This window comes from Dactylosporangium sp. NPDC049525, assembly GCF_040676755.1.
Lineage (GTDB): Bacteria > Actinomycetota > Actinomycetes > Mycobacteriales > Micromonosporaceae > Dactylosporangium.
Genome location: NZ_JBFAPO010000074.1, coordinates 1 through 25,179 on the forward strand (window position 1 = coordinate 1; position 25,179 = coordinate 25,179).

Consider the following 25,179-nt stretch of genomic DNA (forward strand, 5'->3'; position numbering starts at 1 on the left):
AAGAAACAGGCTTGCGTGCGGCGCGCAGCGTCGCATGGGGGGTGCGGGGTGGGAACCCCCCGCCGGGACGCCGCGCCAGCGGCGGCCCAGCTAGCACAGCTAGCTCAGGTCGAACCAGTGGTCGTCCTCGCGGGCGTCGATGACTTCGGCGGAGGGGGCCCAGGCCTCGTAGAGGCCGCGTTCGACGCAGTGGGCGCCGAGGCGGGCGACCTGGTCGCCGTCCGGGCGGCTGAGGCGCAGGCGGAGCCAGTCGCCCTCCTCGCGGATGACGGTGCAGCGCGCGTCGCGCCAGTTCGCGGACGGGACGCGGCGGGCCAGGGCGTCCAGGGGGTAGCGGGCGGCGCGGGTCTTCGCCGCGACCCGGAACTCACCCGGCGGGTCGACGATCGCCTCGTACACGTTGTCGCGGTAGCGGCCCACGTAGCGGGCCAGCGGCGTGGCGGCCGGGAAGTACTCCTGGTCGGTGGCGATGGTGTCGGGCAGCAGGTGGCGCCATTGCGGGCCGTGCATGCGGCTCCAGGCGCGCTGCTCCGGCAGGTACGTGTACAGCGTCACCTCGGTGCCGTCGCCGGTGTAGGCGACCAGTGAGGTGTTCGCCGGGACCGGGAGCTCGGCCAGGTCGCGGGTGACGAACTCGGGCACGATGTGCCGGCCGCTCGGGGCGAAGCCGGTGCCGATGACGGGGGAGCCGAGCCGGTCGTGCGGTGGCATGGAGACGAGGCCGCCGTACGAGTCGGCGAGGGGCACCTCGTAGTCCCACTCGTCGACCGCCCGCCAGCGGATCGCGAAGACGACCCCGCCGTCGGACTCCGGGATGCCGCCGCTGAGGATCGCCAGGTCCATCGGGGTGCGCAGGTGGGCGACGTCGAAGGCGCGGTAGCAGAAGCCGCTGATCGGCCAGCCGCGCAGATGGCCGCCGAGCTGCCGGCCCGTCAGGAATTTGATCATGCGGGTGCCGCGGCGGATGACCGCGGTGCGGCGGATCGGGACGAGCTGGGCGGCGGCGGACGGGGTCTGCGTGAGCTTGTGCAGGCCGGCCCAGTCCAGGGTGCGGGTGACCGGCATCAGCAGCGGCTGGTCCTCGAAGCCCGAGAAGCCGGACATGGCCGCGGCGACCTCGGTGGCGTGCACGAACCGCCGGAACGGCCAGCGGGCACCCGGCCGCGGGTTGGGCAGGAAGCCGGGGGCGGGTTGTGTCGCGTACACCTCGTACGCGGCGCCCTGTGCGATCTCCTCGGCCGGGTAGGTCGTCCCGTCGAGGGTCACGCTGTGGGTCGCCGATCCTTCCGCATGCCCGATCACTGTCACATTCGCGACGCTAAGGCGGGGTGGTGTTGCCCAGGTGAACGAATCGTGAACGCCGGACCGGGGGTGGCATGCTTGTGCCCGATGAGTGCGAGAAAACACAGTCGCGAGGGCACGTTCCCTCCGCCGCCCGAGCCGCTGCCGGTCCCGGTGCTGGACAGCCACACCCACATCGACATCACCCTCGAGGACGACGGAGTCGGCGGTCCATCGACCGTAGCAGATGCCATCGCCCTGGCAGCCGCCGCCGGTGTCGACCGGCTCGTGCAGGTCGGGGTCGACGTGCCGTCGTCGCAGTGGGGGGTACAGGTGGCCGAGGAGCACCCGGGGGTGGTGGCGACGGTCGCCCTGCACCCGAACGACGCCCCCCGCCTCAACGACCTGGACGGGGCGCTGCGGGAGATCGAGCGGCTCGCCGCGCACCCGCGGGTCCGGGGGATCGGCGAGACCGGGCTGGACTACTTCCGCACCGGCGACGACGGCCGCAAGGCCCAGCACGAGAGCTTCCGGGCGCACATCGGGATCGCGAAGCGGCACGGCAAGACCCTCGTCATCCACGACCGTGACTCGCACGACGACATCCTGCGCGTGCTGGACGAGGAGGGCGCCCCGGACCAGGTCGTCATGCACTGCTTCTCCGGCGACGAGGTGTTCGCCCGGGAGTGCCTGGACCGCGGCTTCCTGCTGAGCTTCGCCGGCACCCTCACCTTCGGCAACGCGAAGCACCTGCGGGCCGCGGCGGCGATCACGCCGCTGGACGGGCTGCTCGTGGAGACCGACGCGCCGTTCCTGACTCCGACGCCGTTTCGCGGCCGGCCGAACGCCAGCTACCTGATCCCGCTGACGGTCCGCGCCCTCGCCGAGGTGACCGGGCACGACCTGGACGCGCTGTGCGCGGCCATCTCCGCCAACGGCACCCGCGCGTTCGGCGAGTGGCGATGACGCTGCTCGGGCCGGCCGAGATCCGGGAGCTCGCCGCGTCGCTGGGGATGCGGCCGACCAAGCAGCTGGGACAGAACTTCGTCCACGACCCCAACACGGTCCGGCGGATCGTGCGCGCCGCCGAGCTCACCGACGACGACGTGGCCCTGGAAGTGGGCCCGGGACTCGGCTCCCTCACCCTCGGCCTGCTCGAGGCGACGAAGACCGTGTGTGCCGTCGAGATCGATCCGGTACTGGCGAAGGCCCTGCCCGGCACGGTGGCCCGGTTCGCCCCGGAGCACGCGGACCGGCTGCACGTGATCGAGGGCGACGCGCTGCGGGTGACCGTGGACCAGGAGCCGACCGCGCTGGTGGCGAACCTGCCGTACAACGTCGCCGTGCCCGTCGTGCTGCACCTCCTGGCGACCCTGCCGTCGCTGCGCAAGGGCCTGGTCATGGTGCAGAAGGAGGTCGCGGACCGGCTCGTTGCCGGCCCCGGGGGTCGCGTCTACGGCGTGCCGAGCGTGAAGCTCGCCTGGTACGCGACGTCGAAGCTGGCCGGCAAGGTGTCGCCGAGCGTGTTCTGGCCGGTGCCGAACGTCGACTCGGGCCTGGTGGCGTTCACGCGGCGGGAGCCACCCGAAGGCGCCGACCGCAAGGAGACGTTCGCCGTCGTGGACGCCGCGTTCGCCCAGCGCCGCAAGACGTTGCGGGCCGCGCTCGCGGGATGGGCCGGCGGGCCCGACGTCGCGGAGCGGATCCTGCGCGCCGCGCAGGTCGATCCGGGCGCCCGCGGGGAGCAGCTTACGGTGCAGGACTTCACCCGCATCGCGAGCCAGCGGCAGGCACACCCGTCGCCCAGGTAGGGTGCACCACGTGACCGAGCCGCTCTTCTCCGACGATGACGAGGAGTTCGACCGGCCGCGCCTGGCCGCGCACGGGCCCGTCCGGGTCCGCGTACCCGCGAAGATCAACCTGCACCTGCACGTCGGCCCGGCGCGTGCCGACGGCTTTCACGAGCTGACCACGGTGTACCACGCGATCGGGCTCTACGACGAGATCACCGCCCGCCGCGGCGACACGCTGACCCTCACCATGGAAGGCGAGGGGACCGGCCAGCTGTCGCTCGGCGAGGACAACCTCGTCATGCGGGCCGCGCGGGCACTGGCGGATGAGACGGGCCACGACCCGCACGCCCGGCTGCACCTGAAGAAGCAGATCCCGATCGCCGCGGGCCTGGCCGGCGGCAGCGCCGACGCGGCCGCCGCGCTGGTCGCCTGCGACCAGCTGTGGGGGACCGGGCTGTCCCGCGACGACCTGGCCGGCATTGGTGCGGCCCTAGGCTCGGACATCCCGTTCCTGGTCCTGGGCGGCACCGCGCTGGGCACCGGCCGCGGCGAGCTGGTCAGCCCGATCCTGACCGGCGGGCACGCGTGGCACTGGGTGCTCGCCGTCGCCGAGGAGGGGCTCTCCACGCCGACGGTGTACAAGACGTTCGACGAGCTGGGCGCGCACAGCGAGGCCGGGCCGCCCGACGGGCTGCTCGCCGCGCTGCGCCAGCGCGACCCCGACCTGCTCGCCGCCCACCTGGCCAACGACCTGCAGGCCGCCGCGCTGCACCTGCGTCCGGAGCTGCAAGGGGTGGTGGACGCGGGGATCGACGCCGGCGCGCTCGCCGGACTGGTGTCCGGCTCCGGGCCGACGATCGTCTTCCTGGCCGAGGACGCCAGGCACGCCGCGCTGCTCGCGGCGGACCTGGAGGCCGCCAACTGCTGCCGCGCGGTGCGCACCGCCGTCGGTCCCGTGCCCGGAGCGAGAGTGCTGTAGATGGCCAACATCATCAACCTGGACAAGGTCGGCAAGACCTACCCCGCGGGCCGGATCTTCGACGAGGTGTCGCTCGGCGTCGACGACGCCGACCGGATCGGCGTCGTCGGGCTCAACGGGGCCGGCAAGACCACCCTGCTGCGGATGCTCACCAAGGCCGACGAGCCCGACGAGGGCCGCGTCACCCACCGGCGTGACCTGCGGGTCGCCGCCCTGCCGCAGGCCCTGGACCTGCCGCCCACGGCGACCGTCCGCGACGTCATCATCGGCACCGCCTGGCTGCCCGCCGCGTTCGCCGCGGAGCACGAGTGGGCCGGCGACGCCGGCGTGCGCACCGTGCTCAACGGGCTCGGCATGCCGCACCTGGGCCTGGACGCGCCGGTCGGGCCGATGTCCGGCGGCGAGCGGCGGCGCATCGCCATCGCCGCGCTGCTGGTGCGCCCGTCGGACCTGCTGATCCTCGACGAGCCCACCAACCACCTCGACGTCGCCGGCATCGCCTGGCTGGCGCGGCACCTGCTGCAGCGCCGCGGCGCGCTCATGGTCGTCACCCACGACCGCTGGTTCCTCGACGCGGTCTGCACGACCACGTGGGAGGTCGCCGACGCCACCGTGCGCGCCTACGAGGGTGGCTACGCCGCCTGGACCCTGGCCCGGGCGGAGCGGCTGCGGGTCGCCGCCGAGACCGAGTCCCGGCGGCAGAACCTGCTGCGCAAGGAGATCGCCTGGCTGCGGCGCGGCCCGCCGGCCCGCACCAGCAAGCCGAAGTTCCGCATCGACGCGGCCAACGCGCTGATCGCCGACGTGCCGCCGGCCCGGGACACCGTGTCGTTGCAGCGCATGGCCGTCACCCGGTTGGGCAAGCAGGTCTACGAACTGTCCAAGGTGGACCTGCGGGTCGGCGAGCGGGCCCTGCTGTCCGGGGTGGACTGGCTGGTCGGCCCCGGCGACCGGATCGCGATCCTGGGCGCCAACGGGGCCGGCAAGACGACGCTGCTGCGCGTGCTCGCCGGGGTCCGCGATCCTGACGGCGGCCGGTTCGTGCGCGGCAGCACCGTGCGGGCCGCGTTCCTGTCGCAGGAGCTCAAGGAGCTGCCGGCCGGGCTGCGGCTGCTCGAGGCCGTCGAGGAGGTCGCCAAGCGGGTCAAGCTCGGCGACCGGGAGCTGACCGCGTCGCAGCTGGCGGAGGTCTTCGGCTTCAGCGGCGCCCGGGTCTGGACGCCGGTCGCCGACCTCTCCGGTGGCGAGCGCCGCCGGCTGCAGCTGCTGCGCCTGCTCGCCGCGGAGCCCAACGTGCTGCTGCTCGACGAGCCGACCAACGACCTGGACATCGACACCCTCGCCGCGCTCGAGGACCTGCTCGACTCGTGGCCGGGCACGATCGTGGTGGCCAGCCACGACCGGTACCTGGTCGAGCGGGTCGCCGACGTGGTCTACGGCATGTTCGGCGACGGGAAGCTCGTGCACCTGCCCGGCGGCGTCGACGAATACCTTGAGCGCATCGCCGGTGAGGGGGAGGGCTTCGGCGCGGGCACGAACCCGGCGCCGGCGCTCAGCCGGGAGAAGGCCGCCGACCTGCGCGCGTCGGACAAGGACGCGCGGGCCGCGAAGAAGGAACTGTCCAAGCTGGAGCGCAGCATGGACCGGCTCACCCAGAAGGAGGCGGCGCTGCACGCCCAGCTGGCGGAGCACGCCACCGACTACACCCGGATCACCGCTCTGGACGCGGAGTTGCGCGCGGTACGGGAGGAGATCGCGCTCATCGAGGAGCAATGGCTCGCCCTCGCCGAGATCGCCGGATGACCCCGTCCTAGAATGCGGTCATGGCCGCTCACTTTCCGATCAACCACCACCTCCGGCCCCTGTACCGGCTGCTTTGCGTCGTTGCGGGCCTCTACATGCTGGTCTTCGGCGTGGTCGGCTTCGCCCAGACGTCGGGGAACGACTTCTTCACCCAGGACAAGGCGGAGTGGGTGCTGGGGCTGCGCACCAACGCCGCCTTCGCGCTGCTGTCGCTGGTCGCCGGGGTCGTCGTGCTCGGTGCCAACCTCATCGGCCGCAACCTGGCCCACTACATCAACCAGCTCGCCGGGATCGTGCTGACGATCGTCGGCATGGGCTCGCTCGCGCTGATGCAGACCGAGGCCAACATCTTCGCGTTCTCGATGGTCAACGTGATCGTCACGTTCATCCTCGCGGGCATCACCGGCGTCGCGAGCCTCTACGACCGGGTCGGCAGCGCTTCGGACGCGGAGGCCGAGGAGCACTTCCGGCACGGCGCCCGCGTCGCGGTGAGCGAAGGCGGCGCCGGCGGCGCGTGAGTGAAGGCGGCGCCGGCGGCGCCGCCTTCAGCTACTTGCCCTGCCTGGTGACGAGGGTCGGTTTGCCCTCCATGTTGGACAGCCCGTTCCACGCGAGGTTGACCAGGTGGGCCGCGACGACCTCCTTGCGCGGCTTGCGCACCTCCAGCCACCACCGGCCGGTCAGCGCGACCATCCCGACGAGGGCCTGCGAGTAGAGCTCGGCGAGCTTCGGGTCGAAGCCGCGGCGTTTGAACTCCGAGCCCAGTATGTGTTCGGCCTGGTGCGCGACATCGTTGAGGACGCTCATGAAGTTGCCGGTGGGCGACATCACCGGGGACTCGCGGACCAGGACCCGGAAGCCGTCGGTCTCGTTCTCGATGTAGTCCAGCAGCGCCAGGGCCGCCTGCTCGAGCAGCTCGTGCGGGTGGCCCGCGGTCAGCGCGTTGGTGATCCGGTCGAGCAGGTTGCGGACCTCGCGGTCCACGACCACCGCGTAAAGCCCCTCCTTGCCGCCGAAGTGCTCGTAGACGACGGGTTTGGAGACCTTCGCACGCGACGCCACCTCCTCGATGGAGGTGGCGTCGAATCCCCGCTCCGCGAACAGCTTCCGTCCGATGACGATGAGCTGCTCACGGCGCTGGGCGGCGGACATCCTGACCCGTGACTTCGGCAGTGCCGGCGGCGGCGGTGGGCTCGGTCGTTGAACGGGCGGTGGCTCCTCCGGAAGGTCGGTCACCCGCTCATCGTGCCAGCAGGGCCACTAGCGGCGGCGACCCGCTTCGCATCGAGCCGGTCACGCTTCGGCCAGCGCACGTCGGTGGCCCAGCCGAGCCTCTCGAAGATCCAGATCAGCCGGGCGTTGATGTCGATCTGGCCCTTGTCGACCCCGTGGCGGGCGCAGGTCGGGTCGGCGTGGTGCAGGTTGTGCCAGCTCTCGCCGAAGGACAGGATCGCCAGGGGCCAGAAGTTGCTGGCCTTGTCGCCGTCGCGGGTCTCGAACGGGCGCTCGCCGTAGACGTGGCAGATCGAGTTGATCGACCAGGTCACGTGGTGCAGCAGGCCGATGCGGACCAGGCCGGCCCAGAAGAACGCCGACAGCGCGCCCTGCCACGACCAGGTGACCAGGCCGGCGATGATCGCCGGCAGCGTGGCCGACAGGACGACGATCACCGGGAACGCCTTGTCGATGCGGCGGATGTCCTTGTCGGCGAGCAGATCGGGGGCGAAGCGCTCCCGGTTGGACAGCTCGCGGAAGAACAGCCAGCCCACGTGGGCGTAGAACAGCCCCTTCACCAGGCCGCCGAAGGACTCCCCGAAGCGCCACGGCGAGTGCGGGTCGCCCTCGCGATCGGAATACGCGTGGTGGCGGCGGTGGTCGGCGACCCACTGGGTGGGGCTGCCCTCGATCGCGGTGCTGCCGGCGATCGTCAGCGCGACGCGCAGCCCCCGGTTGGCCTTGAAGGCGCCGTGGGTGAGATACCGGTGGAAGCCCGAGCCGATGCCGAGCCCGCCGATCACGTAGAAGACCGTGCCAAGCGCGACGTCGAGCCAGGTGAGGCCCCACCCCCACGCGACGGGAACGGCCGCCAGGATGGCGACGAACGGCAGGACCACGAAGCCCCAGAGGGCAACCAAAATCCCGATGCTCTGGCGGCCCTCGGTCAGGGCTTTTGGCCCGCGTTCGGAGGTCTGACCTGGAACGGGATCAAGGAGTACAGCGGACATGGCACCTCTCACAGGCTCTTCGCCGGGCGGGGGGAGATCGACGGGCTACGCTTACGTCACCGTAACTTACGGGAGCGTAGGTTCGCCATACGAGCTCCGTGTCAAGCTGATTACCCGCCGTCTTGTGTGATCTTCATCCAGAAGAATCGGCCAGACCGTCCGATGGGTGAGCAAACCGTGCCTCGATACGAGTCGGATTCCGGCGACCGGTAGGCTGCACAGGCAGATCTTTGGGGTGTGGGGTAACGGCAGCCCGCAGGCCTTTGGAGCCTCGCAGTCCAGGTTCGAATCCTGGCACCCCAGCCACCTGACTACGATGAGGCGCACCGACACCGTCGAGGAGCGCGCCCGTGCGAAATGTGATCATCCTGGCCGCCGGCGAGGGAAAGCGGATGAAGTCCGCCCTGCCCAAGGTGCTGCACCCGCTGCTCGGCCGGACCCTGGTGGGCCACGTGCTCGCCGCCGCCGAGGAGGCGATCGGCGGATCCGCCACCGTGGTCGTCGGCCACGGCGGTGAGCTGGTCCGAGCCCACCTGGAGCAGGTCGCCCCGGCCGCCGTGCCGGTCACCCAGATCGAGCAGCGTGGCACCGGCCACGCCGTGCGCATCGCCCTGGACGAGACGCCCGACCTCACCGGGACCGTCGTCGTGCTCGGCGGCGACACCCCGCTGCTGCGCGCGGAGACGCTCAGCGCGCTCGTCCACACGCACGAGAACACCAAGGCCGCCGCCACCGTCCTGACCGCCGAGGTCACCGACCCCACCGGGCTCGGCCGCATCGTGCGCAACAAGGGCGGCGAGTTCACCGCCATCGTCGAGGAGCGCGACGCGACACCCGCCCAGCGGGCCATCCACGAGATCAACTCGGGGGTGTACGTGTTCGACGCCGAGCGGCTGCGCGAGATGCTCGGCAAGCTCTCCACCGACAACGAGCAGGGCGAGGAGTACCTCACCGACGTCATCGGCCTGCTCGCCGCGGCCGGCGCGCCGATCGTCGCGCACCGCGCCCCGGACGCGACAGAGACGCTGGGCGCCAACGACCGCGCCCAGCTCGCCGGGCTGCGGGCGATCATGCGGGACCGGATCAACGACGAGTGGATGCGTGCCGGCGTCGCGATCATCGACCCGGCGACCACCTGGATCGACGTCACCGTCACCCTCTCGCGGGACGCCGTCGTCGAGCCCAACACCCACCTGCGCGGCGCGACCCGCATCGGCGAGGGCGCGGTGGTCGGCCCCGACACCAGCCTCATCGACGTGGTCGTCGGCGACGGCGCCACCGTCGTGCGGACCCACGCGCTGTCCTCCGAGATCGGGCCGCAGGCGTCGGTCGGGCCGTTCGCCTATCTGCGCCCCGGCACCAGGCTCGGGCGCAAGTCGAAGATCGGCACGTTCGTGGAGACCAAGGCCGCCACCGTCGGCGACGGCGCGAAGGTCCCGCACCTGTCCTACGTCGGCGACGCCGAGATCGGCGAGGGCACCAACATCGGCGCCGCGAGCGTCTTCGTCAACTACGACGGGGTGCAGAAGCGCCGCTCGGTGATCGGCGCGCACGCACGGACCGGCGCCGACAACATGTTCGTCGCGCCGGTGCACATCGGCGACGGCGCCTACACCGCGGCCGGCAGCGTGATCACCAAGGACGTGCCACCGGGCGCGCTCGGGGTGTCCCGGGCCCACCAGCGCAACATCGAGGGCTGGGTCGAGCGCAAGCGACCTGGCACAGCCGCCGCGCAGGCCGCGCGCGACGCCCTCGCACGTGAACAAAACCACGTCCTCCCCGGTCAGGTGGCCGACGTGGGGCCGCGCGACGAACAATGAGCCCAACCACGAGATCCGGGAGCGGGCGACCCTAATGGCCAGCATCAGTTCGGAGAACCGCAAGAACCTCATGCTCTTCTCCGGACGCGGGTTTCCCGCGCTCGCTGAGGAGATCGGGGCGGTGCTCGGCGTCGAGCCGACACCGATGGACGCCTACGACTTCGCCAGCGGGGAGATCTTCATCCGCTACCGGGAGTCGGTGCGCGGCTCGGACGCGTTCGTCGTGCAGTCGATGGTCGCGCCGATCAACGACTGGTTGATGGAGTGCCTGATCATGGTCGACGCGCTCAAGCGCGGCTCGACCAAGCGGATCACGGTGGTCCTGCCGTTCTACCCGTACGCACGGCAGGACAAGAAGCACCGCGGCCGCGAGCCGATCTCCGCCCGGCTGGTCGCCGACCTGCTCAAGACCGCCGGCGCCAACCGGATCCTCACCGTGGACCTGCACACCGCGCAGATCCAGGGCTTCTTCGACGGCCCGGTCGACCACCTGTTCGCGATGAACACCCTCGCCGACCACATCGAGGCCAAATACGCCGGGCGCCCGATCACGGTCGTCGCGCCCGACTCGGGCCGGGTCCGGGTCGCCGAGCGCTGGACGGACCGCCTCGGCGGCTGCCCCCTCGCCTTCATCCATAAGACCCGCGACCCGATGAAGCCCAACCAGATCGTCGCCAACCGGGTCGTCGGCGAGGTCGAGGGCCGGGTCTGCCTGATCGTCGACGACATGATCGACACCGGCGGCACGATCGTCGGCGCCGCCGACATCCTCTTCAACGAGGGCGCCGCCGACGTCGTGGTCGCCGCCACCCACGCGGTGCTGTCGGACCCGGCCTGCGACCGGCTCGACGCCAGCCGGATCAGCGAGATCGTGGTGACCAACACGTTGCCACTGCCGGGTGACAAGAAGGTCGACAAGATCACTCAGCTCTCGATCGCCCCGCTGCTGGCCCGGGCCATCCGCGAGGTGTTCGACGACGGGTCGGTCACGACCCTTTTCGGCGGCCTGTCCTGATTTTTCGGCGGGTGCCGCGGCCCGTCCGGTTGACACGGGCGCGTGATCTGCACAACCGGACGGGTGCGATGTGAGGGTGATCGGGAGTCTCGGGTAAGCTAGTGCGGTTGCCACGGCGAGGGTGCTCCAAGGGCCGGGCGTGCGTTCCAGTGACCACCGCGGAAGCGGTCTTCGCCGGTTCAGCATGACGGCCATGTGGGCTCCGTGATCGACGCGGTGCTCCGGGCCTGTGCCCCGTGCGCCTCCTCGCCCGAGCGCCGCACTACGACAACTGTTACCGGTCGCGCCGGCCGGTGCCCGCCGCACAACCGCATCAGGAGTTTTTGCCGTGTCCGAGGTAAAGATCAGCGCCGAGCCCCGCACCGAGTTCGGCAAGGGTGGTGCCCGCCGCACGCGCCGGGCCGGCAAGGTGCCCGCCGTGCTGTACGGCCACGGCGAAGCGCCCCGCCACATCGCCCTCCCCGCCCGCGAGTTCGCCGCCGCCATCCGGCACGGCGGCAAGAACCAGATCTTCAACATTGAGATCACCGGCGGCGGCACCGCGCTCGCCCTGCCGAAGGCGATCCAGCGCGACCCGATCAAGGACACCTACGAGCACGTCGACCTGCTCGTCGTGCGCCGTGGCGAGAAGGTCACCGTCGAGATCCCGGTCCACCTGACCGGTGAGGCCGCCCGCGACACCCTCGTCATGGTGGAGAACACCACCCTCGCCATCCTCGCCGACGCGACCAAGCTGCCCGAGTTCGTCGAGGTCTCCATCGCGGGCCTCGATGCCGGCAGCCACGTCACCGCCGGCGACGTGCAGCTCCCCGCCGGGTCCGAGCTGGCCGCCGACCCGGGCCTCGTCATCGCCGTCGTCACCGGCGCCCCGACCGCCGAGGCACTCGAGGGCGAGGCCGCCGAGACGGCCGAGCCCGCCGAGGCCGAGGCGACCCCGGAGCCGGCCGACGCCTGAGTCGTCATGTCAAGGTCGCGGGCGCCTGACGGCACCCGCGGCCTTGCTGTTTTCAGCTCCCCGAGGCTGGCGCCTCGCGGCTCCGTGGCGGGCTGCGCCACCCCACACCCCCCATGGAAGCTGCGCTTCCACTGAGCCTTGTGAGGGGACCCGATGACGGACACCGCGCCCTGGCTGATCGTCGGGCTGGGCAATCCAGGCCCGGAGTACGCCCGCCACCGCCACAACATCGGCTTCATGGTTGCCGACCTGATCGCGCAGCGGGCCGGGCTGCGGTTCTCCCGGCACCGGCGGGTGGCCGCCGAAGTGGCAGAAGGCCGCCTGCGCATCGGCGGACCGCGGATCGTGCTGGTGAAGCCGCTGACCTTCATGAACCTGTCCGGCGGCCCGGTCGCCGGGCTGGCCCAGTTCTACAAGGTGCCGGTCGCCCAGGTGATCGCCGTGCATGACGAGCTCGATGTGCCCTACGAGCAGTTGCGGCTCAAGCAGGGTGGCGGCGAGGGCGGCCACAACGGGCTGCGGTCCATGTCGACGTCGCTGGGCAGCAAGGACTACGTGCGGGTCCGGTTCGGCATCGGCCGCCCGCCCGGCCGGCAGAACCCGGCGGACTTCGTGCTGTCGGACTTCACCACGGTGGAGCGCAAGGAGCTCGACTTCTTCATCGACCGGGCCGCGGACGCCGTGGAGATGGTAATCGAGCGCGGGCTCGAGCCGGCGCAGAACCAGTATCACGCGTCGTAAGAGCCCCGTTGTCCATCGTCCGTCCGGTCTGAACCTTGCATGCCGATCCGTGTGTCGCCGTGACGCATGTCCGAGTTGCACGTTGTACTCCAAGTCGCACCTTTTGCAAAGAAGGCGGACTTGAGGAGGCGTGCGTGGCGGTCGACAGCGGGCGAACGCGGGACGGCTTCCACCGCCCGGCCCATCTCCGCCCCGAGGACCGCCCCGGCGGCCTGCGCCGCGAGGACCGCATCGCCGGCCCGCGCCGCGACGAGCGCACCGGTGCCCCGGCCCGCGAGGAGCGCCCCGCCGGCACTCGCCGCGAAGAGCGCCCCACCGGCCTCCGCTGGGAGGAACGGCCGGGTGGTCTCCGCCGCGACGAGCGCTCCGGTGGCCTGCGCCGGCCCGAACGGCAGAGCAACGCCCTGCAGGCCGACCACCGGCCCGGCACCGGCGACGTGAAGGCCGCGGAGCCCGTGACCAGGGTCAAGGTCGCGGAGCCCGTGACGCGGGCCAAGGCCGCGGAGCCCGTGGTCAGGGTCAAGGTCGCGGAGCCGGTCCAGCGGGTCAAGGCCGCGGAGCCGGTCCAGCGGGCCGACACCGTCGAGCGGCAGGTGATCCGGCGGCGGCCCAGCCCGATGGGCACCGTCCCGCGGCGCCCCGAGCGACTGCCGTCGGCGGCCGCGCGGACCGTCGCCCCCGTCTCGCCGGCCCCCGGGCCGCCCGTCCCGCCCGCGCACGTGTCCGCCCAGCTCGAAGCCGAGGTCGAGGAGGCCGTCGGCCGGGCGGCCACGTTCGTGCCGGCCGCGAAGCCCGCCGAACCGGTGACCGAACCCGCCAGGGCGCCCCGGCACCGGGCCCGCTGGGCGTGGGAGGGCCGCTACCTGCGGACCCTGCTGCTGATCGACACCGTGATCGGCGTGCTCGCCGGGCTGGTCGCGTTCGAGGTCCGGTTCGGCTCGGTCCTGACCAACTACAACAGCCGCTACGCGCTGCTGTCCGCCCTCCTACCGGTCGCCTTCACCGCGACACTCGCCGCGAACCGCGCCTACGAGAAGCGCTACCTGTTCGTCGGGACCGACGAGTACCAGCGGGTGCTGCGGGCCGGCCTGGCGCTGACCGCCGCGACCATCGTCGGCGCCTACGCCGCGGAGATCTCCATCGCCCGTGGCTGGTTCGTGGTGGCGCTGCCGCTGGTCACGTCGGGATGCCTGGTCTCACGGTTCGTGCTGCGGCAGCTGCTGCACCGGGCCCGCAAGACGCGCGGCGCCTGCATGCGGCGGGTCGTGGTCGTCGGCCACGAGCTGGCGGTCGAGGCGATGACCAGCCAGCTGCGCCGGGAGCGGTATCACGGCCTGAAGGTCGTCGGCGCCTGCCTCGCGAACGAGGGCAGCGTGCCGGACGTGCCGGTGCTGGGCACGTTCGACGAGATCGCCGGCGCGGTGCGCCAGGCCAGGGCCGACACGGTGCTGGTGCTGTCGTGCCCGGAGCTGGACGGGCACGCGCTGCGCCGGCTCGCCTGGCGCCTGGAGCGCGACGACATCGACCTGATCGTGGCGAGCACCCTGATCGACGTCGCCGGCAGCCGGACCACGATCCGGCCCGTCGACGGCCTGCCGATGCTGCACGTCGAGCATCCCACGCTCACCGGCGCGAGGCGGGTGCTGAAGGCGGTGGTGGACCGGGTCGGCGCGGTCATGTTGCTGATCGCGTTGAGTCCACTTCTGGCTGGTCTGGCGCTCGCAGTTCGCGCGGAGTCACGAGGGCCGGTACTGTTTCGTCAAGTACGAGTGGGCAAAGACGGTCGTGAGTTCGTGATCGTCAAGTTCCGCACAATGCACCTGGACGCCGAAGCCCGCCTCGCCGAGCTGCGGCACCTCAATGAAGTCGACGGCGCACTGTTCAAACTGCGCAATGACCCACGGGTCACCCGCGTCGGGCGGCTTCTGCGCAAGTTTTCGCTCGACGAGCTGCCCCAGCTGCTCAACGTGCTCGGGGGCAGCATGTCACTGGTCGGGCCGCGCCCGCCGTTGCCGGAGGAGGTCGCCGTGTATCCGGACGACGCCCGGCGCAGGCTGGCCGTGCGGCCCGGGATGACCGGCCTCTGGCAGGTGTCCGGCCGGTCGGACCTATCGTGGGACGAAGCGGTCCGCCTCGACCTGCAGTATGTGGAGAACTGGTCGCTGTCGCTCGACCTGGTGATCATGCTGCGGACGTTGAGCGCGGTGACCCGAGGGGCTGGAGCGTACTGATGACCGATCTGCCACCCGCCACCGACGGCGGGTTCGCCCGCTGGCTGGCCCAGCGCGCGGGCGACCTGCTGTTGAAGCTGCGCGAGGAGATGGGGTATTCCGACCCCGCCGCCCTGCGCAAGGCGGGTGACCAGCTGTCGCACGAGCTGCTGGTCGCCCAGCTGGAGCGCTGGCGCCCGGCCGACGCGGTGCTGTCCGAGGAAGGCGCCGACAGCGCCACCCGGCTCAGCGCCGACCGCGTCTGGATCGTCGACCCGCTCGACGGCACCCGCGAGTTCGGTGAGGAGGGCCGCGCCGACTGGGCGGTCCACGTCGCCCTGTGGGGGCGCACGTCCGCGCGGATCACCGAGTATGCCGGCGACGGCACCCCGCAGCCGGAGCGCGCCGTCGGCTGGGGCCGGCTCCTCGCCGGCGCGGTGGCCCTGCCGGCGCAGCACTGCGTCCTCGGCACCGACGCGCCGCCGCCGTTCCCCCCGATGCCCGGGGTGCAGGGCGAGCCGATCCGCCTCGCGGCCAGCCGCACCCGCCCGCCGGCGCTGCTCGCCGCGCTGGCCGAGCGGCTGCCGATCGAGCTGGTGCCGATGGGCTCCGCCGGTGCGAAGATCGCCGCGGTGATCGACGGTGCGGTCGACGCCTATGTCCACGCCGGCGGCCAGTACGAGTGGGACTCCGCCGCCCCGGTCGCTGTGGCGGTCGCCACGGGCCTGCACGCTTCCCGGATCGACGGGACTACGTTGGAATACAACCAGCCCGACCCACGGCTGCCTGACCTCGTGGTGTGTCGGAAGGCACTGGCGCCTCAGTTGCTGGCCGCGATCAGCGCGTCTGTCGCTTCCTAGGGAAAGGTTTCGCCAACCATGAGTCGCGCGCCCTACCGCGTCTCGCATCTGGACGCTCTCGAGGCCGAGAGCCTGTTCATCATGCGTGAGGTGGTCGCCGAGTTCGAGCGGCCGGTTCTGCTGTTCTCCGGCGGCAAGGACTCGATCGTCATGCTCCGCCTCGCCGAGAAGGCGTTCGCACCTGCGCGGATCCCGTTCCCGGTCATGCACGTCGACACGGGTCACAACTTCCCGGAGGTCCTCGCCTACCGTGACCGCCGCGTCACCGAGCTCAACGTGCAGCTCATCGTGGCCAGCGTCCAGGAGGCGATCGACAGCGGCCTGGTGCGCGAGTCCGGCGACGGCATGCGCAACCGGATCCAGACCCCGGTCCTGCTCGAGGCGGTCGAGAAGTACCGCTTCGACGCGCTGTTCGGCGGTGCCCGGCGCGACGAGGAGAAGGCCCGCGCCAAGGAGCGCGTCTTCAGCTTCCGGGACGACTTCGGTCAATGGGACCCGCGCAACCAGCGGCCCGAGCTGTGGGGGCTCTACAACGCCCGCATCGCCCCCGGCGAGTCGATCCGGGTGTTCCCGCTGTCCAACTGGACCGAGCTGGACGTCTGGCACTACATCGCCCGCGAGGGCATCGACCTGCCCGACATCTACTACGCGCACGACCGTGAGGTCGTCGACCGCGGCGGCATGCTCTACGCCGTCAATGAGTTCCTGCCGCTGAAGGCGGGCGAGACGCCGTTCGTGGAGCAGGTCCGTTACCGCACCGTCGGCGACGCCTCCTGCACCGCGGCGGTCCGCAGCGACGCGGACACGATCGACAAGGTCATCGACGAGGTCGCCGCCACCCGGATCACGGAGCGCGGCGCGACCCGGGGCGATGACAAGGTCAGCGAGGCGGCCATGGAAGACCGCAAGCGTGAGGGGTACTTCTAAGATGACCGCCGTTGTTGAGACTCCCGCCCAGCGGCAGATGGACCTGCTGCGGTTCGCGACCGCCGGCTCCGTCGACGACGGCAAGTCGACCCTGATCGGCCGGCTGCTGTTCGACTCGAAGGCCATCTTCGAGGACCAGCTGGAGGCGGTCGAGGCCACCTCACGCTCCCGTGGCGACGAATACACCAACCTCGCGCTGCTCACCGACGGCCTGCGGGCCGAGCGGGAGCAGGGCATCACGATCGACGTGGCCTACCGGTACTTCGCCACCCCGCGGCGGAAGTTCATCATCGCCGACACGCCGGGGCACATCCAGTACACGCGCAACATGGTCACCGGTGCGTCCACCGCCGATCTGGCGCTGATCCTGGTCGACGCCCGCAAGGGCCTGGTCGAGCAGTCCCGGCGGCACGCCTTCCTGTGCTCGCTGCTGCGGGTGCCGCACCTGGTGCTGTGCGTCAACAAGATGGATCTCGTCGACTACTCGCAGGAGGTGTACGAGCGCATCGCCGACGAGTTCACCTCGTTCGCGGCGAAGCTCGACGCGCCCGACCTGACGGTCATCCCGATCTCGGCGCTGCACGGCGACAACCTGGTCACCAGGTCCGAGAAGATGTCGTGGTACGAGGGGCCGTCGCTGCTGCACCACCTGGAGCACGTGCACATCGCCTCGGACCGCAACCTGGTCGACGTGCGCTTCCCGGTGCAATACGTGATCCGCCCGCAGTCCACCACGATCGCGGACTACCGCGGTTACGCCGGACAGGTCGCCTCGGGTGTCCTGAAGCCCGGCGACGAGGTCATGGTCCTGCCGTCGGGCTTCACCACGAAGATCACGCACATCGAGACCGCCGACGGGCCGCTGCAGGAGGCCTACCCGCCGATGTCGGTGACGATCCGGCTCGCCGACGAGATCGACATCGCCCGCGGTGACCTGATCTGCCGGCCGAACAACGCACCGGCGGTCGCCCAGGACATCGAGGCGATGATCTGCTGGATGGACGAGACCCGCCCGCTGACGGTCGGCGCCAAGTATTCGATCAAGCACACGACCCGCTCGGCCCGTGCCGTGGTCCGTGGCCTGCAATACCGGCTCGACGTCAACACGCTGCACCGCGACGAGTCGGCGACGTCGCTCGCGCTCAACGAGATCGGCCGGGTCAAGCTCCGCACCACGGTGCCGCTGCTCGCCGACCAGTACCGCCGCAACCGCACCACCGGCGGCTTCATCATCATCGACGAGGCCAGCAACCGCACCGTCGGCGCCGGCATGATCATCGAGGCCGGCTGAGCAAAAGGCACGAGTGCGTAGCGGAGCGGAGCATGGGGGGTGTGGGGAGGTGCAGCCCCCCACGGAACCGCTGGCGAAGCCGACGGAGCAAGTTAGAGCTGGCGCGGGCGGATCACTGACACCCGCGCCACCCGGCGGCCTTCAACGGTGGCGACGCGCAGGTGCCAGCCGTCGTGCCTGACCTCGTCACCCATGCGAGGCAGGCGGCCCAGGCGGGCCATGACGAAGCCGGCCACGGTCTCGTACGGGCCGGTGGGCAGCGTCAGGCCGGTGCGCTCCGCCAGGTCGGCGAGGTTCAGCCGGCCATCGACCTCGGCGGACTCGTCCGGCTGGGGTGGCGCGTCGTACTCGTCGTGGATCTCGCCGACGAGCTCCTCGATGAGGTCCTCCAGGGTCACGATGCCGGCTGTGCCGCCGTATTCGTCCATGACGACCGCGAGGTGGTGGCCCTCCCGGCGCATCTCGGACAGTGCGGCCAGGACGCGCTTGCTCGCCGGCAGCCGCTTCACCTCGCGGGTCAGCTCCCGCAGCCGCAGGAACGGGTCGACCACGGGCAGCAGCGTCAGGTCGCGCACGTGCACGAAGCCGAGCACGTCATCCTGGTCGCCGTCGATCACGGGAAACCGGGAGTGGCGGGTGGCGCGCACCTGCGTCACCGCCTCCGCGACCGTCAGCCCGGCGTCCAGGAACAGGACCTCGGTGCGCGGGACCATCACCTCACGGACGTGGCCGGTGCCGGTGCCGCTGGCGATCAGCGTGCGCAGCTCTGCCTCGCTGACGTCCGAGGACTCGTTGGTAGCGTGAAGACGTTGCGCCCAGCGGCTCAGCACGCCCGCCACGGTTTGCCTGATGGTTCCGGGGCCAAGCTCCGGCATGCCCGAAATTGTAGGTGCCGGGCACTCCACCGTTCACCTCGGACGTGTAAATTTGTTGGTTCCTGATGACTTTTGGAGGAACTCCGTGAAACTGCTCGTCACCGGGGGCGCCGGCTACATCGGCAGCGTCGTCACCGCCCTGCTGCTCGACGCCGGTCACGACGTGACAGTGCTCGACGACCTCTCCACCGGTCACGAGTCGTCCGTGCCGAAGGGTGCCGCCTTCGTCAGGGGCCGGGTGCACGACGCGATCGGTGACGTGCTGACCCGCGACGCCGGGTTCGACGGCGTGCTGCACTTCGCCGCGTTCATCGCCGCCGGCGAGAGCGTGCAGAAGCCCGAGAAGTACTGGGAGAACAACACCGTCGGCACGCTGCTGCTGCTCGACGCGATGCGCGCCGCCGGCACCCGCCGCCTGGTCTTCTCCTCCACCGCCAACGTCTACGGCGACCCCGACGTCGTGCCGATCCCGGAGACCGCCGCGGTGCGGCCGCCGAACCCGTACGCGACCTCGAAGCTGGCCGCCGACCACGCGCTCACCGGCGAGGCCGTCGGCCACGGCATCTCCGCCGTCAGCCTGCGCTACTTCAACGTTGCCGGCGCGCTGCGCCGCCCCGACGGATCGATGATCGGCGAACGGCACGACCCCGAGACCCACCTGATCCCGATCGCCCTGCAGGTCGCCCTCGGCCGCCGCGAGAAGCTCCAGCTCTTCGGCGACGACTACGACACCCCCGACGGCACCAACATCCGCGACTACATCCACGTCGGTGACCTGGGCACCGCCCACCTGCTCGCCCTGGCCACGATGGACGGCCCCGGCCACCGCGTGTACAACCTCGGCAACGGCACCGGCTTCTCCAACCGCCAGGTCGTCGAGGTGGTCCGCGAGGTCACTGGCCACCCGGTCCCGGTGGAGATGGCGCCCCGCCGCCCCGGTGACCCCGCACAGCTCGTCGCGGCGTCGGACAAGGCGAAGCGCGAGCTGTCCTGGACCCCGCAGCACGCGGAGCTGGCCACGATGGTCCAGGACGCCTGGGACTTCATCCGCAGCTGAGGCGGCTGAGCGGCTGGGCGGCTACTGAGCGGTTATTGGGCGTCGAGCTTCTGCCAGGTGGTGCCGTCGACGGAGTACGCGGTGTAGATCGTGGACATGCCGTAGGCGATCCAGCCGATCTGGGTCCTGGCCAGGCGGTCGGTCGGGTGCAGGCCCGAGACGCGCTGCCAGCGGGCGCCGCGGTCGGCGGAGACCAGCCAGTGCCCGGCGCCGTCGACGAACAGCAGGCGGCCGTCCAGGAGCGGGACCAGGTCGCCGCCGATGGTGGTGCCCGTGACCGGCCTCGGGTCGGTGAAGCGGGCACCGCCGTCGGTGGAGGTGGCGACCCCCGTCAGCCCGGGCGGGCTGGTCCGCGGGTCGGTCAGCGCCACGTGCACGTCCGTGCCGAGGAACGCCACCCGGGCCGTGCCGGTGCCGGAGAACGTGGTCGGGGTCCAGGTGACGCCGTTGTCGCGGGAGACCGCCACGGCCGGGTGGCCGTCCACCGCGCCACCGATCCACCAGGACGCGTCGCCGGCGCGGACCGGCGACACCCACGTCACCGACAGCGGCGGCTGGGTGGGCGGTGCGACCAGGCTCGTCCCGTCGTGCAGCAGCGCCGCCAGCCGACCGTCGAGCAGGACCAGGCGGGCGTCGCCGGGCAGGGCGGCCCCCGCGGGAGCGGGTGCGCCGGCGGCGGTGTCCCAGGTGACGCCGTCGGTGCTGCTGGAGCGGGTGCCGTCGGCGCCGACCAGGGTGATCCGGGAGCCGGTGACGACCAGCGACGGCACCGCACCCAGCGAGGGCGTGCCGAACCCGCCCGGGGCACGGGCCGTGCTCCACGTCCGGCCGCCGTCGGTGGTGGTGCTGACCCACGCCGTACACGAGGCGGCGGCGCACTCACGGGTCAGCAGGAAGCCCCGGTCGGCGTCGATGAACTCCGCGTCGTCGATCGTTCCAGGAAGGTCACGGGGCAGGCCGGGCAGGCCGTTGACGGTGATGCCGTCGCCCGTCCAGACGCCGCCGGCCGACGGGGACGCCGCCACCTGCGGCTCGGGGGTGTCGCGGGGCGCGAGGAAGGCCACCGCCGCGACGAGCAGCGTCAGCGCGACCACCCCGCCCTGGGCGGCGCGGCGCCGCCGGCGCAGGGAGCGGGCGCGGGCGGTGATCGTGGACATGGGCGGCTGGATGAAGTCGAGTCGCTGGGCGCGGAGCAGGGTCTCCAGCTCGTCAGGCATGACGCACCTCCGACGGAGCCGAGGAGGACGGCGGGGAAGGCGGCAGGGAAGGCGAGTAGCCGGGCAGCCGCTGGGCGAGGGCGGCGCGCCCCCGGGAGAGCCGCGACTTGACGGTGCCGCCGGGCACGCCGAGCGCGGCGGAGATCTCCTCGACACTGAGGTCGGCGTAGTAGTGCAGCACGATGACCTCCCGGTACGTGCGGGGTATGGCGTCGAGCGCCTCGGTCAGGTCGGTGCGCTCCGGTGACGGACCGGCCTCGACGTGCCGCTGGACGGCGCGCTCGCGGAGCAGGATCAGGTCGAGCAGTTTCCGGCGGCGCCAGCGGCGGCGGACCACATTGACCGCCACGGTGCGCAGCCACGCCTCAGGGTTGTCGATGCCGATGAAGCCGCCTGGGCGGGCGGCGGCGCGCGCGAACGCCTCCTGGACCACGTCCTGCGCCTCGGTGAGGTCGGTCGTGAACGCGTAGAGCTGTGTCACCAGCCTCCGGTAGCAGGCGTGGTAGACCCCCTCGAGCTCGCTCACACCGCTCACGATCCTCGACCGGCCGCCCCGGTTCCAATCTTCTGCGAAACAGCGTTCAGTCGGGCAGGACGGTCTGCGGGATGCTCACGGAGTGCCAGCTGCGGCCGTCGGCGGCCAGCCAGGGTGGGTCGTCGAGCGAGACGAAGCCGTTGTCGACGGGTTCGACGCCGCCGGTCGGGCCGGCGACCACGCCGAAATGCTCCCCGTCGAGGCTCTCCAGGTAGACCGTCTCGGAGTCGCCCCTGACCCAGAGCAGCACGGACCGGTCGGGGCGCACCAGCGCGTCGAACTCGCGGCCGTTGAGGGCACCGTCGTTGCTCAGCGGGGCCGGCAGCTCGATCTTCGTGGTCACCTCCTGCCAGCTGTCGCCGCCGTCACGGGTACGGAAATGCCGGATGCCCTTGCTGTATCGCACGAAGGCATGCGCCGTGACGCCGTCCAGGGTGACGATGGTCGGCGCGTCGATCCCCTGCGGCACGTTGAGCGACCTGGCCAGCCAGTGCCGGCCCTGGTCCTTGCTCACCGCGACGGCGGGCGAGCCGGTGCGCAGGTCCGTGCCGGTGACCCACCAGCCGGCCTGGACCTGCAGGCCGCTGACGACGGTCCGCCGCGCCATCGGCGGCTGGTCGACGAGCAGGCTGAGCGTGCCGTCGCTCTGCCGGATGCCGAAGAGGTCGCCGTACTGCGCGAGCTGCACCGCCCGGTCGGCGGGGCCGAGCGCCTCGCGGGTCTCCGGGCCGAGGACCGGGGTGACCGCCGGGACCACGGACGGGTCGTCGAGGCGGAACTTCACGTTGGTGCGGGAGCCGCCGCTGACCTCGCCGCTGAGCATGAACGTCTGCGGGGAGAGCAGGGCCAGCTCAACGTGGTCGAGCTTGTCCAGCGAGCTCTGCCGCAGCGCGTCCTTCATGAACGTGCTGCGCCACTGCGGTGACTCGGGCCGCAGCGCGACCACCTGGAGGCTGCACCGGCGGGCCTGCGGCACCTCGACGCAGACGTCGACCGCGGCGAGCACGCCGTCGGGCAGGTCACCGGCGACGGCCCGGATCGACCGGGTCGAATCGAAGGTGCCGCTGGGCGGTGCCGACGCCGACGGCAGCGGGCCCCAGGGATCGCCGAGGTCGGGGTTGGGGCCGAGCGCGGCGGGGGACGGCCGGCCGAACACCCCGGCGAGCGCGACCGGCGCGAACACGGCCAGCGTGCCGACGAGCGCGCCGATGACGGCCATCCGGTCGCGCATGCGCACCCGGCCGGCCCGGCGGTACAGCAGGCTGAAGTCAGGCATCCACGTCGCCGACTCGACCTGCGCCCGGAGCGCGCGGAAGTCCAGGTCAGGGCGCATCACGCACCTCCTGGACGTCTCGTTGGGGCAAGACCGGGGGACGCCGGAGGCCACCGGTGTCGGCCCGGTTGTCGGATCTGGGGTCGGCGTCGGTGTCGCTGAGCAGCGCGGCGAGCATGGCGCGGCCCCGCGACAGGCGCGCCTTCACCGTGCCGACGGGCACGCCCAGCGTGTCGGCGACCTCGTGGACCGACATGTCGGCCAGGTGGTGCAGCACGATCGTCTCCCGGGTGGCCTGCGACAGCTGTTGCAGGGCGGCGACCAGCGCGACCCGGTTGGGGTCGACGCCGGGGACGCTCTCCACCGGACGGGCGACCCGCCCGCTGCGGACCAGTGTGTCGAACAGGCGCCGGCGGCGCCACCGGGTCCGGGCGAGATTCATCGCCACGGTGCGTAACCACGCCTCGGGGTCGGCGACGTCGAGGAACTGCCGCGGCCGCGCCAGGGCCCGCGCGTAGGCCTCCTGGACCAGGTCCTGGGCCTCGGCGTGGTCGCCGGTGAGTGCGTAGAGGGCGGCGACCAGGCGCCGGTAGTGCGCCTCATACGCGTCACGGACGGCTTCGCGTGCCTCGAGCTCCTCGCCCACCCCGTCACCCCCTCACCGTTGAAGACCACTGTGGCGTGCTCCCGGTTGCGCCACCGCTGTGGTGGTGCTGACAGAATGGCGCGCATGTCGCCGTCCGTCAGCACCGCCCGCCCTCGGGTGCTCTCCGGGATCCAGCCCACCGCCGACTCGTTCCATCTGGGTAACTATCTCGGTGCGCTGCGCAACTGGGTGGCGATGCAGGACACGCACGACACGTTCTACTGCGTGGTCGACCTGCACGCGATCACCGCCGGCCACGACCCGGCGCTGCTGCGCAAGCGCACCCGGGTGAGTGCCGCGCAGCTGCTCGCGGTCGGGCTCGACCCGGAGCGGTGCACGCTGTTCGTGCAGAGCCACGTGCCGCAGCACGCGCAGCTGGGCTGGGTGATGGGCTGCATCACCGGGTTCGGCGAGGCCAGCCGGATGACCCAGTTCAAGGACAAGTCGAGCAAGCAGGGCGCGGACCGCTCCAGCGTCGGGCTGTTCACCTATCCGATCCTGCAGGCCGCCGACATCCTGCTCTACCAGGCCGACGCGGTGCCGGTCGGCGAGGACCAGCGCCAGCACCTGGAGCTGACCCGCGACCTGGCCCAGCGCTTCAACACGACGTTCGGCCCGACGTTCACGGTGCCCGCGCCGTACATCATCAAGGACACGGCCAAGATCACCGATCTGCAGGAGCCGACCGCGAAGATGTCGAAGTCGGCCTCGACCGCCTCCGGGCTGATCGAGCTGCTCGAGGACCCGGCGAAGGCGGCCAAGAAGATCAAGTCGGCGGTCACCGACACCGGTCGCGAGATCATCTTCGACCAGGCGGCCAAGCCGGGCGTCTCCAACCTGCTCACGATCTACTCGGCGCTGACCGGGCGGAGCATCGAGGACCTGGTCGCGGCGTACGACGGCAAGGGCTACGGCGACCTCAAGAAGGACCTCGCCGAGGTCGTGGTGGAGTTCCTCCGTCCGATCCAGCAGCGCACCAACACCTACCTCGAGGACCCGGCGCAGCTGGACAAGCTGCTCGCGATCGGCGCCGACAAGGCGCGCGCGGTCGCCGGCGCCACCCTGGGCACGGTCTACGACCGGATCGGGTTCCTCGCACCGGGTGCTGCGCACTGACGTGGCTGAGGCGTTGCGGACCACCATCGGCGTCGCGATCGACCTCCCCGACCCGTGGGGCAGCGAGCTCACCGCCGCCCGCCTCGCCGCGGGCGACCCGGTCGCCGCGCACGTGCCGGCACATGTCACCCTGCTCGGCCCGACCGACGTCGACGCGGCCGCGCTGCCCGCGATCGACCGGCACCTCGCCGCGGTCGCGCGCCGGCACGTCCCGTTCACGGTGCGGCTGCGCGGGACCGGCACCTTCCGCCCGCTGACCCAGGTGGTCTTCGTGGCGGTCGCGGCCGGCATCAGCGAGTGTGAGCAGCTGCACCAGGCGGTCCTGGACACCGCCGCGATCGAGGCGACGGTGCCGTTCCCGTACCACCCGCACGTGACGGTCGCGCACAACGTGGCGCCGGAGCGCCTCGACGCGGCCTTCGGCGACCTGGCCGGGTACGAGGCCGCCTTCACGGTCGACGGGTTCACCCTCTTCGAGCACGACGAGAGCGGCCGGTGGCAGCCGCACGCGCAGTACCGGCTCTCACCGCGCCACTCCGCCGCCGATCAGCGACGATAAG

General features: G+C 71.7%; 24 protein-coding genes and 1 tRNA gene. 17 read left to right on the top strand and 8 right to left on the bottom strand.

The window, feature by feature from the left end; translation table 11 throughout:
* Positions 1-99 precede the first annotated feature (99 nt).
* Complete coding sequence (locus AB0K00_RS50860) at positions 100-1,308, bottom strand: hypothetical protein (RefSeq protein ID WP_363537942.1); 1,209 nt, start codon at positions 1,306-1,308, stop codon at positions 100-102.
* 81 nt (positions 1,309-1,389) lie between these two features.
* On the opposite strand from AB0K00_RS50860, the gene AB0K00_RS50865 reads away from it, so the two are divergent.
* The 5 genes from AB0K00_RS50865 to AB0K00_RS50885 all read left to right on the top strand — a co-directional run bounded on the left by AB0K00_RS50865 (position 1,390) and on the right by AB0K00_RS50885 (position 6,374).
* A complete protein-coding gene (locus AB0K00_RS50865) occupies positions 1,390-2,247 on the top strand; it encodes a TatD family hydrolase (protein WP_363537944.1) in 858 nt (285 codons plus the stop codon).
* Positions 2,244-3,092, top strand: a complete 849-nt coding sequence (rsmA, locus tag AB0K00_RS50870; protein WP_363537946.1) for a 16S rRNA (adenine(1518)-N(6)/adenine(1519)-N(6))-dimethyltransferase RsmA — start codon at positions 2,244-2,246, stop codon at positions 3,090-3,092. The genes AB0K00_RS50865 and rsmA overlap by 4 nt, the downstream gene beginning before the upstream one ends.
* A 61-nt stretch (positions 3,093-3,153) precedes the next feature.
* On the top strand, positions 3,154-4,053 hold the full coding sequence (locus AB0K00_RS50875) for a 4-(cytidine 5'-diphospho)-2-C-methyl-D-erythritol kinase (RefSeq protein ID WP_363538019.1): 900 nt from the start codon (positions 3,154-3,156) through the stop codon (positions 4,051-4,053).
* Positions 4,054-5,856: an ABC-F family ATP-binding cassette domain-containing protein gene (locus tag AB0K00_RS50880; protein ID WP_363537948.1), complete on the top strand. Its 1,803-nt coding sequence runs from the start codon at positions 4,054-4,056 to the stop codon at positions 5,854-5,856. It begins immediately after the preceding gene.
* Between the two features lie 20 nt (positions 5,857-5,876).
* Complete coding sequence (locus tag AB0K00_RS50885; protein ID WP_363537950.1) at positions 5,877-6,374, top strand: DUF4383 domain-containing protein; 498 nt, start codon at positions 5,877-5,879, stop codon at positions 6,372-6,374.
* Positions 6,375-6,405: 31 nt separating this feature from the next.
* Here the strand turns inward: AB0K00_RS50885 and AB0K00_RS50890 are convergent, their stop codons facing one another.
* Together AB0K00_RS50890 and AB0K00_RS50895 are read right to left on the bottom strand one after the other, a co-directional pair.
* A complete protein-coding gene (locus AB0K00_RS50890) occupies positions 6,406-7,008 on the bottom strand; it encodes a TetR/AcrR family transcriptional regulator (protein WP_363538021.1) in 603 nt (200 codons plus the stop codon).
* An 80-nt stretch (positions 7,009-7,088) separates the two neighbouring features.
* Positions 7,089-8,081, bottom strand: a complete 993-nt coding sequence (locus tag AB0K00_RS50895; protein WP_363537952.1) for an acyl-CoA desaturase — start codon at positions 8,079-8,081, stop codon at positions 7,089-7,091.
* Positions 8,082-8,312: 231 nt separating this feature from the next.
* Between AB0K00_RS50895 and AB0K00_RS50900 the strand changes: the two genes are divergently transcribed.
* From AB0K00_RS50900 to cysN, 9 genes are all read left to right on the top strand, one after another.
* Positions 8,313-8,387: transfer RNA gene (locus AB0K00_RS50900), tRNA-Gln, on the top strand.
* Between the two features lie 44 nt (positions 8,388-8,431).
* On the top strand, positions 8,432-9,901 hold the full coding sequence (glmU, locus tag AB0K00_RS50905; RefSeq protein WP_363537954.1) for a bifunctional UDP-N-acetylglucosamine diphosphorylase/glucosamine-1-phosphate N-acetyltransferase GlmU: 1,470 nt from the start codon (positions 8,432-8,434) through the stop codon (positions 9,899-9,901).
* A 34-nt stretch (positions 9,902-9,935) separates the two neighbouring features.
* Positions 9,936-10,916, top strand: a complete 981-nt coding sequence (locus AB0K00_RS50910; protein WP_363537956.1) for a ribose-phosphate diphosphokinase — start codon at positions 9,936-9,938, stop codon at positions 10,914-10,916.
* Positions 10,917-11,244: 328 nt separating this feature from the next.
* Positions 11,245-11,871 (top strand): 50S ribosomal protein L25/general stress protein Ctc, encoded by a 627-nt coding sequence (locus tag AB0K00_RS50915; RefSeq protein WP_363537958.1) that lies wholly within the window; start codon positions 11,245-11,247, stop codon positions 11,869-11,871.
* A 153-nt stretch (positions 11,872-12,024) separates the two neighbouring features.
* Complete coding sequence (gene pth / locus AB0K00_RS50920) at positions 12,025-12,612, top strand: aminoacyl-tRNA hydrolase (protein ID WP_363537960.1); 588 nt, start codon at positions 12,025-12,027, stop codon at positions 12,610-12,612.
* Positions 12,613-12,746: 134 nt separating this feature from the next.
* A complete protein-coding gene (locus AB0K00_RS50925; RefSeq protein ID WP_363537962.1) occupies positions 12,747-14,843 on the top strand; it encodes a sugar transferase in 2,097 nt (698 codons plus the stop codon).
* On the top strand, positions 14,843-15,682 hold the full coding sequence (locus AB0K00_RS50930) for an inositol monophosphatase family protein (RefSeq protein WP_363537964.1): 840 nt from the start codon (positions 14,843-14,845) through the stop codon (positions 15,680-15,682). Before AB0K00_RS50925 ends, AB0K00_RS50930 begins: the two co-directional genes overlap by 1 nt.
* An 18-nt stretch (positions 15,683-15,700) precedes the next feature.
* A complete protein-coding gene (gene cysD, locus AB0K00_RS50935; protein ID WP_363537966.1) occupies positions 15,701-16,609 on the top strand; it encodes a sulfate adenylyltransferase subunit CysD in 909 nt (302 codons plus the stop codon).
* Position 16,610: 1 nt separating this feature from the next.
* Positions 16,611-17,900: a sulfate adenylyltransferase subunit CysN gene (gene cysN / locus AB0K00_RS50940; protein ID WP_363537967.1), complete on the top strand. Its 1,290-nt coding sequence runs from the start codon at positions 16,611-16,613 to the stop codon at positions 17,898-17,900.
* A gap of 92 nt (positions 17,901-17,992) precedes the next feature.
* Here the strand turns inward: cysN and AB0K00_RS50945 are convergent, their stop codons facing one another.
* Complete coding sequence (locus AB0K00_RS50945) at positions 17,993-18,775, bottom strand: hemolysin family protein (protein ID WP_363537969.1); 783 nt, start codon at positions 18,773-18,775, stop codon at positions 17,993-17,995.
* 85 nt (positions 18,776-18,860) lie between these two features.
* Between AB0K00_RS50945 and galE the strand changes: the two genes are divergently transcribed.
* Complete coding sequence (gene galE / locus AB0K00_RS50950) at positions 18,861-19,832, top strand: UDP-glucose 4-epimerase GalE (protein ID WP_363537971.1); 972 nt, start codon at positions 18,861-18,863, stop codon at positions 19,830-19,832.
* A gap of 32 nt (positions 19,833-19,864) precedes the next feature.
* Here the strand turns inward: galE and AB0K00_RS50955 are convergent, their stop codons facing one another.
* Genes AB0K00_RS50955 through AB0K00_RS50970 form a run of 4 tightly spaced genes read right to left on the bottom strand, consistent with a single transcriptional unit; the run spans position 19,865 to position 23,503 of the window.
* Positions 19,865-21,049: a sialidase family protein gene (locus AB0K00_RS50955; protein WP_363537973.1), complete on the bottom strand. Its 1,185-nt coding sequence runs from the start codon at positions 21,047-21,049 to the stop codon at positions 19,865-19,867.
* A complete protein-coding gene (locus tag AB0K00_RS50960) occupies positions 21,042-21,575 on the bottom strand; it encodes a sigma-70 family RNA polymerase sigma factor (RefSeq protein WP_363537975.1) in 534 nt (177 codons plus the stop codon). The genes AB0K00_RS50955 and AB0K00_RS50960 overlap by 8 nt, the downstream gene beginning before the upstream one ends.
* Before the next feature lie 55 nt (positions 21,576-21,630).
* Positions 21,631-22,917 (bottom strand): sialidase family protein, encoded by a 1,287-nt coding sequence (locus tag AB0K00_RS50965; protein ID WP_363537977.1) that lies wholly within the window; start codon positions 22,915-22,917, stop codon positions 21,631-21,633.
* Positions 22,907-23,503, bottom strand: coding sequence for a sigma-70 family RNA polymerase sigma factor (locus AB0K00_RS50970; RefSeq protein ID WP_363537979.1), 597 nt, complete (start codon positions 23,501-23,503; stop codon positions 22,907-22,909). Before AB0K00_RS50970 ends, AB0K00_RS50965 begins: the two co-directional genes overlap by 11 nt.
* Positions 23,504-23,578: 75 nt before the next feature.
* Between AB0K00_RS50970 and trpS the strand changes: the two genes are divergently transcribed.
* A complete protein-coding gene (trpS, locus tag AB0K00_RS50975) occupies positions 23,579-24,619 on the top strand; it encodes a tryptophan--tRNA ligase (RefSeq protein ID WP_363537981.1) in 1,041 nt (346 codons plus the stop codon).
* Positions 24,606-25,178, top strand: coding sequence for a 2'-5' RNA ligase family protein (locus AB0K00_RS50980; RefSeq protein ID WP_363537983.1), 573 nt, complete (start codon positions 24,606-24,608; stop codon positions 25,176-25,178). The genes trpS and AB0K00_RS50980 overlap by 14 nt, the downstream gene beginning before the upstream one ends.
* The last annotated feature ends 1 nt before the right edge of the window (position 25,179 follow it).

Excerpts from the sequence above, each read along its gene's own strand:
- AB0K00_RS50930 (WP_363537964.1), top strand. The coding sequence starts at position 14,843 with ATGACCGATCTGCCACCCGCCACCGACGGCGGGTTCGCCCGCTGGCTG.
- cysD (WP_363537966.1), top strand. The coding sequence starts at position 15,701 with ATGAGTCGCGCGCCCTACCGCGTCTCGCATCTGGACGCTCTCGAGGCC.
- pth (WP_363537960.1), top strand. The coding sequence starts at position 12,025 with ATGACGGACACCGCGCCCTGGCTGATCGTCGGGCTGGGCAATCCAGGC.
- trpS (WP_363537981.1), top strand. The coding sequence starts at position 23,579 with ATGGCGCGCATGTCGCCGTCCGTCAGCACCGCCCGCCCTCGGGTGCTC.
- cysN (WP_363537967.1), top strand. The coding sequence starts at position 16,611 with ATGACCGCCGTTGTTGAGACTCCCGCCCAGCGGCAGATGGACCTGCTG.
- AB0K00_RS50885 (WP_363537950.1), top strand. The coding sequence starts at position 5,877 with ATGGCCGCTCACTTTCCGATCAACCACCACCTCCGGCCCCTGTACCGG.
- AB0K00_RS50945 (WP_363537969.1), bottom strand. The coding sequence starts at position 18,775 with ATGCCGGAGCTTGGCCCCGGAACCATCAGGCAAACCGTGGCGGGCGTG.
- AB0K00_RS50865 (WP_363537944.1), top strand. The coding sequence starts at position 1,390 with ATGAGTGCGAGAAAACACAGTCGCGAGGGCACGTTCCCTCCGCCGCCC.
- AB0K00_RS50910 (WP_363537956.1), top strand. The coding sequence starts at position 9,936 with ATGGCCAGCATCAGTTCGGAGAACCGCAAGAACCTCATGCTCTTCTCC.
- AB0K00_RS50955 (WP_363537973.1), bottom strand. The coding sequence starts at position 21,049 with ATGCCTGACGAGCTGGAGACCCTGCTCCGCGCCCAGCGACTCGACTTC.
- AB0K00_RS50890 (WP_363538021.1), bottom strand. The coding sequence starts at position 7,008 with ATGTCCGCCGCCCAGCGCCGTGAGCAGCTCATCGTCATCGGACGGAAG.
- rsmA (WP_363537946.1), top strand. The coding sequence starts at position 2,244 with ATGACGCTGCTCGGGCCGGCCGAGATCCGGGAGCTCGCCGCGTCGCTG.
- AB0K00_RS50880 (WP_363537948.1), top strand. The coding sequence starts at position 4,054 with ATGGCCAACATCATCAACCTGGACAAGGTCGGCAAGACCTACCCCGCG.
- AB0K00_RS50965 (WP_363537977.1), bottom strand. The coding sequence starts at position 22,917 with ATGCGCCCTGACCTGGACTTCCGCGCGCTCCGGGCGCAGGTCGAGTCG.
- AB0K00_RS50895 (WP_363537952.1), bottom strand. The coding sequence starts at position 8,081 with ATGTCCGCTGTACTCCTTGATCCCGTTCCAGGTCAGACCTCCGAACGC.